The 13,750-nt window shown below is 58.6% G+C and carries 13 protein-coding genes and 1 pseudogene; 3 read left to right on the top strand and 11 right to left on the bottom strand.

The window, feature by feature from the left end; all coding sequences use genetic code 11:
• Window positions 1-66: 66 nt before the first annotated feature.
• Entirely contained in the window at window positions 67-747 is a 681-nt protein-coding gene (locus tag QF039_RS12320) for a GntR family transcriptional regulator (protein ID WP_307518406.1), read from the top strand.
• 74 nt (window positions 748-821) lie between these two features.
• Here the strand turns inward: QF039_RS12320 and QF039_RS12315 are convergent, their stop codons facing one another.
• Window positions 822-1,838, bottom strand: coding sequence for a zinc-binding dehydrogenase (locus tag QF039_RS12315; RefSeq protein ID WP_307518404.1), 1,017 nt, complete (start codon window positions 1,836-1,838; stop codon window positions 822-824).
• Between the two features lie 665 nt (window positions 1,839-2,503).
• Here QF039_RS12315 and QF039_RS12310 point away from each other — a divergent pair.
• A pseudogene (locus QF039_RS12310) lies at window positions 2,504-2,751 on the top strand (Atu4866 domain-containing protein).
• A gap of 118 nt (window positions 2,752-2,869) precedes the next feature.
• Here the strand turns inward: QF039_RS12310 and QF039_RS12305 are convergent.
• The 9 genes from QF039_RS12305 to QF039_RS12265 all read right to left on the bottom strand — a co-directional run bounded on the left by QF039_RS12305 (window position 2,870) and on the right by QF039_RS12265 (window position 11,273).
• On the bottom strand, window positions 2,870-3,310 hold the full coding sequence (locus tag QF039_RS12305; protein ID WP_307518402.1) for an SRPBCC family protein: 441 nt from the start codon (window positions 3,308-3,310) through the stop codon (window positions 2,870-2,872).
• 123 nt (window positions 3,311-3,433) lie between these two features.
• The gene (locus QF039_RS12300; protein ID WP_307518400.1) at window positions 3,434-4,645 is read right to left on the bottom strand and encodes an MFS transporter; all 1,212 of its coding nucleotides are present in this window, start codon (window positions 4,643-4,645) and stop codon (window positions 3,434-3,436) included.
• A complete protein-coding gene (locus tag QF039_RS12295) occupies window positions 4,642-5,034 on the bottom strand; it encodes a heme-binding protein (protein WP_307518398.1) in 393 nt (130 codons plus the stop codon). The genes QF039_RS12300 and QF039_RS12295 overlap by 4 nt, the downstream gene beginning before the upstream one ends.
• An 84-nt stretch (window positions 5,035-5,118) precedes the next feature.
• Entirely contained in the window at window positions 5,119-5,838 is a 720-nt protein-coding gene (locus QF039_RS12290; RefSeq protein WP_307518396.1) for an IclR family transcriptional regulator, read from the bottom strand.
• A 79-nt stretch (window positions 5,839-5,917) separates the two neighbouring features.
• Entirely contained in the window at window positions 5,918-7,198 is a 1,281-nt protein-coding gene (locus tag QF039_RS12285; protein ID WP_307518394.1) for an MFS transporter, read from the bottom strand.
• 42 nt (window positions 7,199-7,240) lie between these two features.
• On the bottom strand, window positions 7,241-8,098 hold the full coding sequence (locus QF039_RS12280) for a sugar phosphate isomerase/epimerase (protein ID WP_307518392.1): 858 nt from the start codon (window positions 8,096-8,098) through the stop codon (window positions 7,241-7,243).
• Between the two features lie 67 nt (window positions 8,099-8,165).
• Window positions 8,166-9,341, bottom strand: coding sequence for a dihydrodipicolinate synthase family protein (locus QF039_RS12275; RefSeq protein ID WP_307518390.1), 1,176 nt, complete (start codon window positions 9,339-9,341; stop codon window positions 8,166-8,168).
• A gap of 19 nt (window positions 9,342-9,360) precedes the next feature.
• Window positions 9,361-10,131, bottom strand: a complete 771-nt coding sequence (locus QF039_RS12270; RefSeq protein WP_307518389.1) for a 3-ketoacyl-ACP reductase — start codon at window positions 10,129-10,131, stop codon at window positions 9,361-9,363.
• Window positions 10,128-11,273, bottom strand: coding sequence for an acyl-CoA dehydrogenase family protein (locus QF039_RS12265; protein WP_307518387.1), 1,146 nt, complete (start codon window positions 11,271-11,273; stop codon window positions 10,128-10,130). The genes QF039_RS12270 and QF039_RS12265 overlap by 4 nt, the downstream gene beginning before the upstream one ends.
• A gap of 76 nt (window positions 11,274-11,349) precedes the next feature.
• Between QF039_RS12265 and QF039_RS12260 the strand changes: the two genes are divergently transcribed.
• The gene (locus tag QF039_RS12260) at window positions 11,350-12,975 is read left to right on the top strand and encodes an acyl CoA:acetate/3-ketoacid CoA transferase (protein ID WP_307518385.1); all 1,626 of its coding nucleotides are present in this window, start codon (window positions 11,350-11,352) and stop codon (window positions 12,973-12,975) included.
• Between the two features lie 56 nt (window positions 12,976-13,031).
• Here the strand turns inward: QF039_RS12260 and QF039_RS12255 are convergent, their stop codons facing one another.
• Window positions 13,032-13,688: a TetR/AcrR family transcriptional regulator gene (locus QF039_RS12255; RefSeq protein WP_161905248.1), complete on the bottom strand. Its 657-nt coding sequence runs from the start codon at window positions 13,686-13,688 to the stop codon at window positions 13,032-13,034.
• Window positions 13,689-13,750: the final 62 nt, after the last annotated feature.

Below are 13,750 nucleotides of genomic sequence, written 5' to 3'. Positions count from 1 at the left end.
TCAGGGCGACACAATCCCAGGCCCGTCGCCCGATACACAGCAATCGACCATGGAGATCGAGTAACAGTGACCGTGCATAAGCCCATTGATAAAGGCAATTTGAGCGAGCAGGTGTATTCCATTATCCGCACCGCGTTGATGGACGGGCAGTACCAACCCGGAGATCGGTTGCGCATCAGTACGTTGGCCGAGGAATTCGGTGTATCGATCACGCCGGTGCGGGAAGCGATTTTCCGTCTGGTCAGCGACCACGCGCTGGACATGAAGGCCGCGACTTCGATTTATGTGCCGGAGCTGACGGTCAGCCAATTGCGGGAAATCCAGTTGATCCGCCATTTGCTGGAAGGCGAGGCGGCGGGTATGGCGGCTCAACGCATTACCAAACCCGAACTCGAAAAGCTCGAAGCCATTCAGGATGCGTTCCAGAAGGCGGTCACCGTCGACTACAGACAGGCCGCCTTGCTCAACCGGGAATTCCATTTCGGTTTGATCTCTGCGGCGCGCATGCCAGTGGTGTCGAAAACCCTGGAAAACATGTGGGTCATCATGGGGCCGCTGCTGAGCCGGTTCCACGCCGAAGTGCCCAAGCGAGAACTGGCCAGTGCCAAGCATAAGCATTTCGAAGTGCTGGAGGGGTTGCGGACCCGCGACTCGGCCAAGGCCAAAGATGCGTTGCAGGCCGATATCGCCTGGGGCGAGTTGATGATTGATTGGCTGGAGAAAAAAGAAAGCCTGGCTGAGGCGTAATCACAACTTCTCTGTCGGATCCCGCTGAACCGGTCGCCCGAGCTCCACTCCAGGAGTCTCGGGCGATGTTGTTTTCATGGCTGGGCGAACGGGTTGGGGACTGTCTCGTTCAATCGGGCAACCCATTTTCCGCCTTCTCCACCTTGTTTGAGCGCATGCAAAGCCTGTGGAAGGTTGCGGAAATCGAAGACCTGGCTTTTGGGCGTCGTCAGGTTTCCTGACAGTACGCCTTCGAGCAGATGTTCTCCGGCTTGTCTCAACAACTGCCGATCGCTCTGGCTGGCGTGGGCATGGAAACTGTTGAGCGCCACTTCGTGCAGGGAAATCGCGGTGCTGAAGGCCGGTAGCGGTGCGGTTTCCTGGCGATCCTGAATGCACACCAAATGACCGTTGTAACCCAGCAGCGGGGCCAGCGCGGCAGCATGAGTGCCGCTGACGGTGTCGAACACCGCTTTGAGTCGACGTTCACCCAGGCTGGCCTGGAGGTTTTGCTGCCAGTTATCGTCGCGGTAGTCGAATACGCCAACGGCACCGAATGCCTTCAAATGCTCGTGATGCTTTTTGGCTGCCGTAGCCCACACCCGATAACCGCGCTGTGCGGCCAGTTGCACCAACAGCAGACCGACCGCGCCACCGGCTCCGACCACCAACACATCGCTCGGTCCTGTTCCCGGCACTTTGTCCAAGGCCTGCCATGCAGTCAGGCCGGGGCAGGGCAACGACGCGGCGGCGGTGTCGTCCAGCGCGGCCGGCACCGTCAGCACGGTAGCGGCATCGAGCAAACAGTATTCGGCAAAACTGCCATCGCGCTCCAACGACTGGTGATACGCCACACGCGTCCCTGGTTTGATCGGCACCCCGACACCGGCGGCAACCACAACGCCCATGCCATCAACGCCGGGAACGTGACCGGTGCTCCACGCGGGATGACCCCACTCGATGATCTTCCAGTCCACCGGGTTCAGCGCCACTGCGCGGTTGGCCACCAGCACCTCCCCGGGGCCTGGTAGTACAAGCGGTTTGCGGATGAGTTCCAGGCCGTCGATACCTTTGCCTGCGGTCCAGGACCAGGCGGCAAAATCAGCTTGCATTGTGAGTCCTCATGAAGGGCCGGACTGAACACATTTCAATCCGGTAACGGGCCTTGAGTGCGCCACACTTGAGGCCGTCAGTATCCCTTCCTGCTTCCATGAGGAGAACGTCGATTTACGCAAAGGAGATGTGAATAAAAATCACCAATGGGTTCTACGTATTCGATGCATGGACTTGCTTAGACGACTGAACGATCGAACCTTTGATCTGAGCTGGAGTTTTCACACAGCCTTTGGGAAATGATGACAGCCCAAGGGAAACTCCCTGGGCCGCTTTACAGGGGGAATTGCTGCAGCGCGACCTTCACATCTTTCGGACTGATACGGCGGACCATCTCGGCCCGCATCCGATCAGACACGAGATTTATGATTTCGGCACCGTCCTGGCCCTTGGCTGGCCTTCGTGGCGGTTGCTCTTTACGGTGCTGGCAACGGTATTCTTACCATCGCTCGCGGTACGCTTCCGTTGGCGCTGTTTGGATCTAAAGGATATGGATCGCGAATGGGGGTGCTCGCAAGTCCTGTACTGGTTGCCCAAGCCTGTGGTCCTATCGCCGCAGCTTTCTTTCTTGAAAGTTTCGGGGCTTCGGTATTGCTTGAAGTGATGTGCGGTTTTCTTTTGCTGTGCTTCCTCGCTAGTTGGCGCCTACCAGTGTCTCAAAAAAATGAATAATGGTATTTCTACGATGGGTATGCGGGTTACGGCAGACGGGTATAGCTGCCATGAGCTGTTACCAGGTGTCGGTATGATGAAACATGTGGAAAGAAAGCAAGTGCTTACCAAGGACGGTATTGGCTGGAGGGGGAGCACATCGAGTACGTCGATGATACGGGCTTCAATGCTGATGGTGAGTTTCGTGATGGGTTGTATCACGCAGGAATGATCCTGCATCGCGAAAACCTGGTAATTTAATTTCCAGCTACGACGGGCGTCGACTTTAGCGACGCCCATCGATCTTTGAGTGCGTTTTTTATGCGTGATGCGATCCAGTTCGTGTGCTTGGCGCGCAGAGTGGATTCAGCTCGTCACATCAATAAGCAGCTGAGTTGTTTGAGCATGAGGTTTCGACGACAGCTTTAAGGCGCTCCAGCCCGGTGCGGTAGAGTGCCTCGAAATGCTCCACGACCTCAGCCTCATCGGCACCCTGGACCACAAAGGTGCTGGACCAGCAGGCCAGCGTTCCGCCTTTGCCGTCATCCTGTGCTGACATCGTGCCGATATAGTCAGTGACGGGCGATGGGCCTTCCAGCAAGGCATAACTGTAGTGTTTCTCAGCTTCGTTAAACGTGAGCAAGCGCTCGACGATGATCGCACCATCGGCCGTTTTCAGATGGCGCAAGCGACCTGCGTCAGTGAGGGTGCTGCTGGCAATGACATCAAGCCAGCGGGGCAGCCAATCAAAGCCACCGAGAAGTGACCAGACTTGTTCGACGGGGCGTTCAATAGTAATCCGGACGTGGACGTCACTCATGTTTTCACCTGTGTAGTAGTTAAAACTGACGCGACCTACCACATTGGCGGTGCTGCGCAGCAGGAAAAATCGACAAATAACGGACGAGACGCTGGCAAAGGCCTGACGGACGCACGAATAGTCTTAACTGGTGGTCGAGCGGGGGCGATGGAAGCTTGGATCTTTTCGGGTGCGCGCTACCAGCCAGACCAGCGGCAATTGTGCAAGGATCACTGTCACAACACCCGCCCAGGGTGTGAGAGCAATCTGTCCGATGTTTACCAGCGCACTGCCGCTGGTTTCTCCCAGGGCAATGCCCAGGTTGAATGCTGAAATGTTCAGCGCCGAAGCGAACGCCACTGCGTGTGGGGTATAGCGCTCGGCGGTGGCCAGCATACCGGCCTGGGCGGCGGGAGAGAGACCGAACGCCAGCGCGCCCCAGAAAAACAACATCACCACCATCGGCAGCTGATAAGGCAACAGCAGCGCGACTGCAGCCAACACGAGTGCCAGGAGCATGAAGATCATTCGCAATGCCGGTTGCCAGCCCATCGTGGCCGCGAGTCGGCCCCCGACGAGATTGCCCACCAGAGTCGCCGCGCCGAACACGACCAGTAACAAATTGGCGGTCGAGGTGGAAAAGCCACTGATGTCGGTGAGGATCGGTGTGATAAAGGTGAAGGCAGCAAAGCTTGATCCGAAACCCAACACTGTCACGGCCATCATCGCCAAAATGGCCGGATGCCGGAGTGCCGCCAACTGAGAGACAGCTTTGCCCGACGGCGGTGTCGGCACGTTGGGCAACCACCGCACGGTGGCTATCAAGGCCAGGGCGGCCAGCAGCGCGACCGCGTAAAACGGCAGCCTCCACCCCATCGCGTTACCCAGGAAGCTGCCAAGCGGCACACCGATGACCATCGCCAGCGTCAGACCGGCGAACATCACTGCGAGGGCTTTACTCGCCTGTCCCTTCGGCGCCAGGCTGGCGGCGACGGTGGCACCGATGGCAAAGAAGCTGCCATGAGCGAGCGCGGTGATGATGCGTCCTGCCAATAACCAAGGGTAATCGGTGGAGAGCGCTGCCAACAAATTCCCACCCAAAAACAGCGCAATCAGCGTCAACAGCACCGGTTTGCGCGGCAGGCGCGCTAGTGCCAGTACGGTCAGCGGCGTGCCGAGTGCCAGCGCCAAAGCGTATAACCCGACCAGGCTGCCCGCGCGCGCCAGGGGTATGTCGAGGTCAGAGGCGATAGCCGGGAGAATACCCACGACAATGAACTCGGCCATGCCGATAGCGAAGGCTGTCACCGCCAGTGCTAGCACGCCAGGGTGAATACGTTGCGTGGTCCGGTTCATGGCCGGCCCGCCGCCTGCAGGGCAATCACCTGATCCGCCTCGACGGTGGCCCCAGCGACGCCAACGGCGCCGATGACCTTGCCGTGTTCATCACGCAGCACCACGCCACCACCAAAGCTGATCAGCCCACCGTTGGTGGCTTCCAGCGAGTAGATGGACCCACCTGGTTGCGCTTCGGCGCCCAGTTCGACGCTGTTGGTGCGAAACAATGCAGCCGTGCGCGCTTTCTTGAGCGAAACGTCGATTGCGCCCGGCACAGCGTCGTCCATGCGGACGAAATGGCGCAGAAGTCCGGCATCGTCGACCACGCTGATGCAGACGGCGAAACCTTGATCACGCGCTTGCGCTTGTGCACGGTTAATGACCTGCTGGGACAATTGCTCAAACATTCGGGACTCCATTAAATAAAACGACAGAACCGTGATGATCCCGATGATTGCTTTTCAAGGGAATATGCCTCGGGCCATTGACGGCTATAGTTTGAGCATGTCGAACATTTCTCGCATGGCGTGGGTCGCCAGCTTGCACAATTCTGTTTTGGGCAAGCGTGAGGCGGGTGCGGCAACACCGAGCGCCGCCACCACTCGACCTTGCAAGCGCAGGGGCAGGGCGACGCAGTTAAGTCCAGGCTCGGCCTCTTCAAGGTCTAACGCATAGCCATGGGTGACGATACTTGCCAACTCAATTTCGAGTTCCGCGGGTAGCAAGTCCGCTCGGCGCAGGCTGCGGCGCAAGTCCTCGTCAAATGCCAGGAATATTTTACCGATGGCCGAGGTGGTTAGCCCGGCGCGGCGCCCACGCGGGCTCGCAACGCGTAGGTTGCCGCTGCCTTCTAAGGCATCCATGTAGAGGTATTCGCGGGTGCCACAGGGCGCTGCAAGGAAGCAGGTTTCGCCACTGCGTTCGGCTAACACACGTAGCGCAGGGGCGAAGGCTTCACGCATTAACGCATCCGCATCGTTCAACGGCTGGGCGATCTCACGCAGGCGCAGCCCCAGGGCGTAGTGGGTGCCGCGACGAGAAATGTAACCCATGGCGGCCAGGGTATTGAGCAAACCGTGCAAGGTGCTTTTGTGCAATCCGGATTTCGCCGCTAGATCCACCAATCGAATCTCGCCCCCTGCCGCTGCGATGGTTTCAAGGATCACCATCGCGCGTTCGACGGATTGTATGCCTTTGTTCTCGTTGATCATGTGAGGGACATTCGTTTGCCTGTAATGAATCTGAGGTCCACGAGGCGTGTCGCCTCGTGGTACGGCGAAAGCCCGGCGATCAGGTTTTCAAGGGGGCCTGAAGCAGGGACGCGCCGTGACGGCTCATGAGTCGCATGATTATCCATGCTGCCAGGTAAGAACTCGCGCACACAATAAAAATCAGATTGTAGCCGAGGGTAATATTTTCCATTGTTTTGTAGTGCTCAAGAACAAGGCCGACGATAAAAGGAAAGATCATCCCGCCCACTGACCCCGCCGTGCCACCGATGCCCATGACCGAGGCAACCTGCGAGCGTGGGAAATTGTCCGCCACAGTGGTAAACAGGTTGGCTGACCATCCCTGATGCGCAGCCGCCGCCAGGCTCAGCAGACCGACCATGATCCACATGTTGTCGACGTAGCTGGAGAATCCGATCGGTAAAACCAGTACCGCCATGATCAGCATTGCGCTGTTGCGGGCTTTTTGTGTCGACCACCCGGCGCTGATCATTCTCGACGATATCCAGCCACCACCCACACTGCCGATAGATGTCGCGCAGTAGACGATCATCAGCGGCAGGCCGAGGTGTTTGAGGTCCAGTTCGAAGCGACTAGAGAAGTAGGACGGCAACCAGAACAACATGAACCACCAGATCGGATCGGTGAGGAACTTGCCGGTGACAAACACCCAGGTCGAGCGCAGCTTCAGCAGATCGACCCATTTGACCTTGTCGATGGGTTCAACCTGAGCGCCCTGATTGATGTAGGCCAGTTCGTCAGCACTGATCCGTGGATGTGCGGTAGGGGAGTGGTAAAAAATCTTCCAGAAAACCAGCCAGACAAAACCGGTCAGGCCGGTAATGACAAACGCGGACTCCCAGCCATAAGTAGCGGCTAGCCAAGGCACGCAGGCGGGCGCCAGAATCGCCCCGACGCTGGTCCCGGACGTGAGAATTCCGACTGCCAAAGCTCGCTCTTTTTTCGGGAACCACTCGGACACGGCTTTGATCGCCGCCGGAAAGTTACCGGATTCTCCAAGCCCCAGCAGAGCTCGCATGTACATGAAGCTCAAGGTGGACTGCGCCGCGGCATGGCCGATCGCCGCGATGCTCCAGACAGTGATGCACAAGCCATAACCGAGCTTGGTACCCAGCCGATCGATCAGCTTGCCGAACACCAGCAAGCCGCCCGCGTAGCTTGCTTGAAAAACGATGACCAGGTAGCTGTAGTCCGTCTCGCTCCAGTGAAACTGTTGCTCCAGCAGTGGCTTGAGCAGGCCGAGCACTTGGCGGTCGAGGTAGTTGATGGTGGTGGCGAAAAACAACAGCGCGCAGATTTGCCAGCGGTATTGATGGGACATGGGAGCATCTCTCTTTTTATTGTTTTGGAGGGCGTACGACGTTTAACAGCAGACTTGCAAGCGTTCGGCACAGGTTTGCAGGACTTCGGCCTCGTCGCGTTTCCACCAGGTATCACGGGAAAAAATTTCCACTTCGACGGCGCCGTCATAACCGGCCGCTTCAACCTGTTGGCAAATGCCGCGCAGATCAATTACGCCATCACCCATCATGCCGCGATCCAGCAGCATGTCCCGGGTGGGCACCAGCCAGTCGGACAGGTGCAGGCCCAGGATTCGCTTTTGAGCGCCGGCGCGTTGTATCTGCTCGTGCAGTTTTGGGTCCCACCAACAGTGGTAAACGTCCACGGCGACGCCAAGGCTTTGGTAGTTTTCCGGCTCCAGCATCTCGCACAGGTCCAGTGCCTGTTCCAGTGTCGACAGGCAGGAGCGATCAGCCGCATACATCGGGTGCAGGGGTTCCAGCGCCAGTGAAACCTGATGCTGCCTGGCATGTTCAAGCAGGAGGGCCAGGCCTTCGGCCACCTGATCCCGTGCGGCCGCCAGATCCCGGGAGCCATCGGGCAAGCTGCCGACCACCATAATGAAAGACTGCGCGTGCAACTCCGCGGCTTCCTCTATGGCCTGCAGGTTGTCCGCAATGGCTGCGTCGAAGCCCTGGCGTGTGGCGGCCGGAATGAAAGTGGAGCGGCAATACGCGTTGACCTTGAGTCCGGCGTCGCGCAAGTGCCGGCGAACCTGGCCGGGCGTGCGGCCCTGCATATCCCTGCGCCACGGGGCGACATAGCCGAATCCTGCGCGGGCGATGAGGTCCAGGGTCTGCTCGATAGGCAGGCGATGGCCGAGGGTGGCGGTGTTGATCGAACAGCGATCGAGGCGGTTTTCCAGCGAGCGGTATGACATTCAATTCTCCACGATTGCCGAGGATTCGGTTGCGGAGCGCAGCCTTCGCGACGCTCCGCGGACAGCCTTAAGCGCCTAAGCCATAGAGCCCGAGGAAGGTTTTCATCCGGGCCACGGCCAGTGCCGGGTCGTTGAGCAGTCCGGCCTGATCGGCGAGGCGGAAAATCTCGCAGAAGTAGGGCAGGGGCCGCATGGCTTGCTGGCCACCCAGCATGATGAAGTGGTCCTGGTGGCCATTGAGGTAGGCCAGGAACACCACGCCGGTCTTGTAGTACTGGGTGGGGCTGCTGAAAATCAATCGCGCCAGTGGCACGGTAGGGTCAAGGAGTGCGTGGTACCGCGCCATGTCGCCTTCGGCCAATGCCGCCAGTGCATGGGAGGCAGCAGGTGCGATGGCATCGAAAATGCCCAGCAAGGCATGGGAAAAGCCTTGTTCATCGCCAGCGATCAGTTCCGGATAATTGAAGTCATCGCCGGTGTACATCTTCACTGACGCGGGCAAACGCCGGCGCAGGAGAATTTCCTTCTCTTTGTCGAGCAGCGAGATCTTGATCCCGTCGACTTTTATAGGGTTCTCGTGAATGATTTCAAGGCACGTTTCCAGGGCCTCTTCATACTTCTGACTGCCCCAGTAACCGCTCAAGGCAGGGTCGAACATGTCCCCTAGCCAATGCAGAATCACCGGTTGACTGGCATCGGCCAGCACCCTGCGATAAACCCGCTTGTAGTCTTGCGCACCTTTGGCGACTCTGGCCAGGGCGCGGCTGGCCATAAGAATGATGCGCCCGTCGAGCTTATCGATTGCGCTGTGCTGTTCGTCGTATGCCTTGAGCACATCGTCAAGGCTGCTGGCATCGTTAGCGGCCAACTGGTCAGTACCGCAGCCGGAAAAGATCACTGCATGCTTGATGTCGCGGGTTTCTTCGAGCGTGCGCTTGATCAGCTCCAATGCGGTCGGCCAGTCCAGGCCCATTCCACGCTGGGCGGTGTCCATCGCCTCCGCAATACCTAAGCCTTGCTGCAACAGGTAACGTCGATAGTGAAGGGTTTGATCCCAATCGATGGAGGATATGGTTCCGGGCTGGCTCGCGCTGAACGGATCGGCGACAACGTGTGCGGCGGACAACGCGATTCGGTTGGCGGGCAAAGGCTTGGCGGGTGGCAACAGCGGCTCGCCAATCAAGGTGTATTTCTGCAGCGGACGGTCCGTGGCAGAGGTCAACAGGTCGATTGTTAAAGGCATGTGCTTGTCTCTTGGCAGATTAGAACTTCGGAATCAGCAGACCACCGTCCACCGGCACTGCTTGACCGACGGTGTAGGGCAAGCCACCCGTGGCCATGGTGGTGACTACTCGTGCGACATCTTCGGGCTGTCCCCAGCGCTTGATAGCGGTCAGACCCTGTTCGATTTCCGTGTCGTAGCGCGCCTTGGACGGCGCCGTCATTTCGGTGGCAATCAGCCCCGGCTGTACCTCGTAGACGCCGATGCCTTCATCGGCCAGACGCACGGCGAACAGTCGCGAGGCCATGGACAAGCCAGCCTTGGAAATGCCGTATTCGCCGCGCAAGATCGAAACCGCGTGCACGTTGGAGGAGGTGATGGTGATGATGCAGCGGTGCTGTTCACTTGGTGCTTGCAGCCGCAAGCGGCGGGCGAACGTCTGGGTCAGAAAGAATGTCCCTCGGGTGTTGACCTGATGGCAGCGATCGAAACTCTGCGGGCTGATCTCCAGCAAGTCACCGCGTGACAGCACCGACACTCCGGCATTGTTGACCAGGCAGGACAGCGAACCGATCGCTGCCTGTGCCGCATCGAGCAGCGTTTCATGTTGCTCGATGGCCGAGATGTCGCCGGCCAGTGCAACAGCGTTGGCACCCCGGTCGGCCGCCAGTCGTACGGTTTCCTGCAAGGCTTCATCGACTTGCAAATCCACCACGGCCAGATCAAAACCGGCTTGCGCCAGGCCCACTGCAATGGCGCGGCCGATGCCGCCGCGTGCGCCGGTGACCAGCGCGGTAGGACGCGGCATCATGTGCGTGCTCCGTGGTTGAATAGTTCACGAGCGATGATCGTGCGCTGGATCTGGTTGGTGCCTTCATAGATCTGGGTGATCTTGGCGTCACGGTACAGGCGCTCGACTTCAAAACCACGAATAAACCCGCTGCCGCCGAATAGCTGCACGGCATTCGCGGTGTGCGCGACGGCGATATCAGCGGCGAAGCACTTGGCCATTGAACAGGCAATCGTCGCGTTGTCGGCGCGATCTAGCCGATCCGCCGCATCGAGTACCAGCAGGCGTGCTGCGCGAATGTCCTTGGCCATGTCTGCCAGAATCCACTGCAAACCCTGGTTTTGTGCGATGGGCTGGCCGAACTGTTTGCGCTGCGGCACGTACTCCAGCGCCGCTTCGAGACCTGCCTGAGCAATACCGACAGCGAGCGAGGCGATACCGACCCGGCCTTTGTCCAGAGCGCTCATCATGATGTGGAAACCACGGCCTTCCACGCCGAGCAGGGCATCGGACGGCAGTTCGACGTTATCGAAGTTCAAGCCGCCGACCTGCGACGCGCGTTGCCCCATCTTGTGTTCTTTGGGGCCTTTGGAGACGCCCGGCAGATGACAATCCACGATGAAAATGCTCATGCCACGCTTGCCCGCTTCCGGGTCGGTGCGCGCCAGGACGAATGCCAGATCCGCCACCGGCGCGTTGTGAATCCACAACTTCGAACCGTTGAGCAACCAACCGTTCTCCGTGCGAACCGCCGTGGTGCGGATACCCGACACATCTGAACCAGCTTCCGCTTCGGTGATGCAGTACGCCGGATGTTTCTGTGCGCTCAGCAGCGACGGCAGAAAACGCTCTCGTTGCGCGGTGCTGCCGTGAACCGACAGCAAAGTGCCAATGAGTTCCAGCAGGCCGCACTGGTCGGCGACCGAGGCATAGCCGCGCGACAACTCTTCCATCACTAGCGCATAGGCGGTGGTGTCGAGGCCAGTGCCGCCGAACGCCTCGGGCACGGTGATGCCGAACAGGCCCAGTTCACCCATTTGGCGGTACAGCGCAGCGGGAAAACTTTCGTCGTGATCGAGTTTTTCGGCCAGCGGACGGATCTCCTGGTCGGCAAAACGGCGGGCGACGTCACGGATCTGCACGTGCGTTTCAGAAAGCTGCATTGTTTTTTTCCTTTCTGTTGCGCGATGGGAAAGACCTTCATCGCTTGGGTTGTGTTCTTTTTTCAGCTGGATTAAAGTGGATTTAAGTAACCAACCGGTTATTTATTTAATGCGTCCTTTGGGAAGGCGTCAAGCGCTCTCTGAAAAAATCGGGTCCGATTGCAGCAAGCGTATTGATGAGGAAAAAACAATGAAAAGAAGCTGTTCATCAGCGTCAGAAGTGGCCAGCCGGATTCCCGACGGGGCCACGATCGCGGTCTGTGGTTCAGGGACTCTGCTGGAACCTGATGCGCTGCTCGCAGCCATCGAGGATTCGTTTCTGCGTACAGGCCATCCCTGCGGGCTGACCGTGGTGCATGCCTTGGGCATTGGTGACGGGCAGGGCAGCGGTCTGGAGCGGCTCGCTCATGAAGGGTTGGTGACCAGGGTCATCGGCGGGCACTGGAGTTGGTCGGCAAAGATGCAGGCGCTGGCGCGCAATAACGCAATCGAGGCTTACAGCCTGCCCGCTGGGGTGATCATGAGTCTGATGCGTGAAATCGGGGCGGCGCGTCCGGGCTTGATTACCCACATCGGCCTCGGGACGTTCGCCGACCCACTGGTTGCTGGCGGAAAATGCAACGCACGGGCAACCGAAAGCATCGTCGAGCGCCTGGAGATTGATGGCAAAACATACCTGCGCTACAAACCGTTCAAGGTCGACGTGGCGATTGTTCGCGGTAGCCTGGCTGACCCGAGCGGCAACATCTCCTTGTGCCACGAAGCGGCGGACCTGGATGCCTATGCATTGGCGCTTGCAGCCCATAACAGCGGCGGCAGGGTGTATGTGCAGGTGCGTGAACTGAGCGACAGTGCTTTTGTTCCGGCGCGACTGGTGAGAATTCCCGGTGTGCTGATCGATGAAGTGGTGGTTGTACCCGAGCAGCGCCAGTGTGTGGCGGCTGCTTACGATCCGGCCATCAGCGGCGAATGCCTTGCGCAATCGGCCGAGACCGAGAAAGCCATTCCCGACGATATTCGTCGAATCATCGCGCAACGCGCCGCTGATGAATTCATGCCCGGCATGTCCTTGAATTTCGGTTTTGGCATTCCTGGTGGCATCCCTTCATTGCTCGCTGAGCGCGGTTTGCAAGACAGTTATTGGGGCAGCATCGAGCAGGGCATTCACAACGGCCGGATGATGGGCGGTGCGATGTTTGGCGCGGCGCGTTTTCCGCAAGCGATTGTCACCTCTCTTGACCAGTTCGACTTCTACAGCGGTGGCGGGGTCGACCTGGCGTTTCTGGGTATGGGCGAGATGGACAGCCAGGGCAACGTCAATGTTTCGAATCTGGGCGGCACGCTGGTGGGGCCCGGCGGGTTTATCGATATCACACAGGGCGCGCGCAAAGTGGTGTTTTGCGGGGCGTTTGAGGCCAAGGGGCTGGAAGTGGCGAAGGTCGGCACCGAGTTGCAACTGAATCGCCTCGGCGAGGTTCCCAAACTGGTGGAGAAAGTCCGTCACATCACCTTCAGCGGTCCACAAGCAGTACTTGCCGGGCAGGAAGTGCTCTATGTGACGGAGCGTGCGGTGTTCAGGCTGTCGCCCGAAGGCATCGAACTGATCGAGGTTGCGCAAGGTATCGATATCCAGCGTGACGTACTGGATCGCATGGCATTCGTGCCCATTGTGGGTGATGTGAAAGTGGCGGGTCTGGCGTGAGGTCGGCCCCTTTCGGCTTGCGCTTGAGCGAAAAGGGGCTGCCGGGTACGGCAGTGTCAATCGGGGCGCAGCATGCCGAGGATCGTCTGGATATTGAAGTCGATACGGGTTTGCAGCGCCTCGGGGGACATCAGGTCGAAGCCGTAGATGATCTCGCCGGTGAAGCGGTTGTTGAGGTAGTAGTAATTGATCGCTGCAATCGTGATGTTCAACTGGATCGGGTCAATACCTTCGCGAAACACGCCTTGTGCGACACCGCGATCAAGGATCTCGGCGACCATCGAAACCATCGGTGCATGCATGTCATGCATCTTTTCCCGAGAGCGCTTCAAGTGCGCGGCCTTGTGCAGGTTTTCGCTGTTGACCAGGGTCAGGAAATGCGGGTTTTTCAGGTAGTACTTCCAGGTGAAGCTCACCAGTTTGCTGATCGCTTCGACGGGTTCCAGTTCTTCAAGCTTGAGTTTGCGTTCGGCCTGGCGAATGTCTTGATAGGCCAGTTCAAGCACCGCTTCGAACAAGCCTTCTTTATTGCCAAAGTACTCGTAAATCATCCGTTTATTGGATTTGGCTCTCAGCGCGATGCTGTCAATGCGAGCGCCGCCAAGGCCCAATTTCGCAAACTCGATTTTAGCCGCGTTGAGAATTCTCAGGCGCGTGGCATCGGAATCGCGAGTAGGACGTACCGACGCCTCTTCGATGAGTTTCTTAGGCATTTAAAACGCTCTCCAGAGCATAGGTGCTGATCCTTATAACGCTGAAATGGTTTGCCGCAGAG

The sequence above is a fragment of the Pseudomonas sp. W2I6 genome, assembly GCF_030815935.1.
Lineage (GTDB): Bacteria > Pseudomonadota > Gammaproteobacteria > Pseudomonadales > Pseudomonadaceae > Aquipseudomonas.
Note: the sequence above shows the minus strand (reverse complement) of the source record. Positions and strands in the feature narration are given on the sequence as shown.

Excerpts from the sequence above, each read along its gene's own strand:
- QF039_RS12295 (WP_307518398.1), bottom strand. The coding sequence starts at position 5,034 with ATGTTTGAGCAATTGTCCCAGCAGGTCATTAACCGTGCACAAGCGCAA.
- QF039_RS12265 (WP_307518387.1), bottom strand. The coding sequence starts at position 11,273 with ATGCAGCTTTCTGAAACGCACGTGCAGATCCGTGACGTCGCCCGCCGT.
- QF039_RS12275 (WP_307518390.1), bottom strand. The coding sequence starts at position 9,341 with ATGCCTTTAACAATCGACCTGTTGACCTCTGCCACGGACCGTCCGCTG.
- QF039_RS12305 (WP_307518402.1), bottom strand. The coding sequence starts at position 3,310 with ATGAGTGACGTCCACGTCCGGATTACTATTGAACGCCCCGTCGAACAA.
- QF039_RS12290 (WP_307518396.1), bottom strand. The coding sequence starts at position 5,838 with ATGATCAACGAGAACAAAGGCATACAATCCGTCGAACGCGCGATGGTG.
- QF039_RS12255 (WP_161905248.1), bottom strand. The coding sequence starts at position 13,688 with ATGCCTAAGAAACTCATCGAAGAGGCGTCGGTACGTCCTACTCGCGAT.
- QF039_RS12315 (WP_307518404.1), bottom strand. The coding sequence starts at position 1,838 with ATGCAAGCTGATTTTGCCGCCTGGTCCTGGACCGCAGGCAAAGGTATC.
- QF039_RS12280 (WP_307518392.1), bottom strand. The coding sequence starts at position 8,098 with ATGTCATACCGCTCGCTGGAAAACCGCCTCGATCGCTGTTCGATCAAC.
- QF039_RS12270 (WP_307518389.1), bottom strand. The coding sequence starts at position 10,131 with ATGATGCCGCGTCCTACCGCGCTGGTCACCGGCGCACGCGGCGGCATC.
- QF039_RS12285 (WP_307518394.1), bottom strand. The coding sequence starts at position 7,198 with ATGTCCCATCAATACCGCTGGCAAATCTGCGCGCTGTTGTTTTTCGCC.
- QF039_RS12300 (WP_307518400.1), bottom strand. The coding sequence starts at position 4,645 with ATGAACCGGACCACGCAACGTATTCACCCTGGCGTGCTAGCACTGGCG.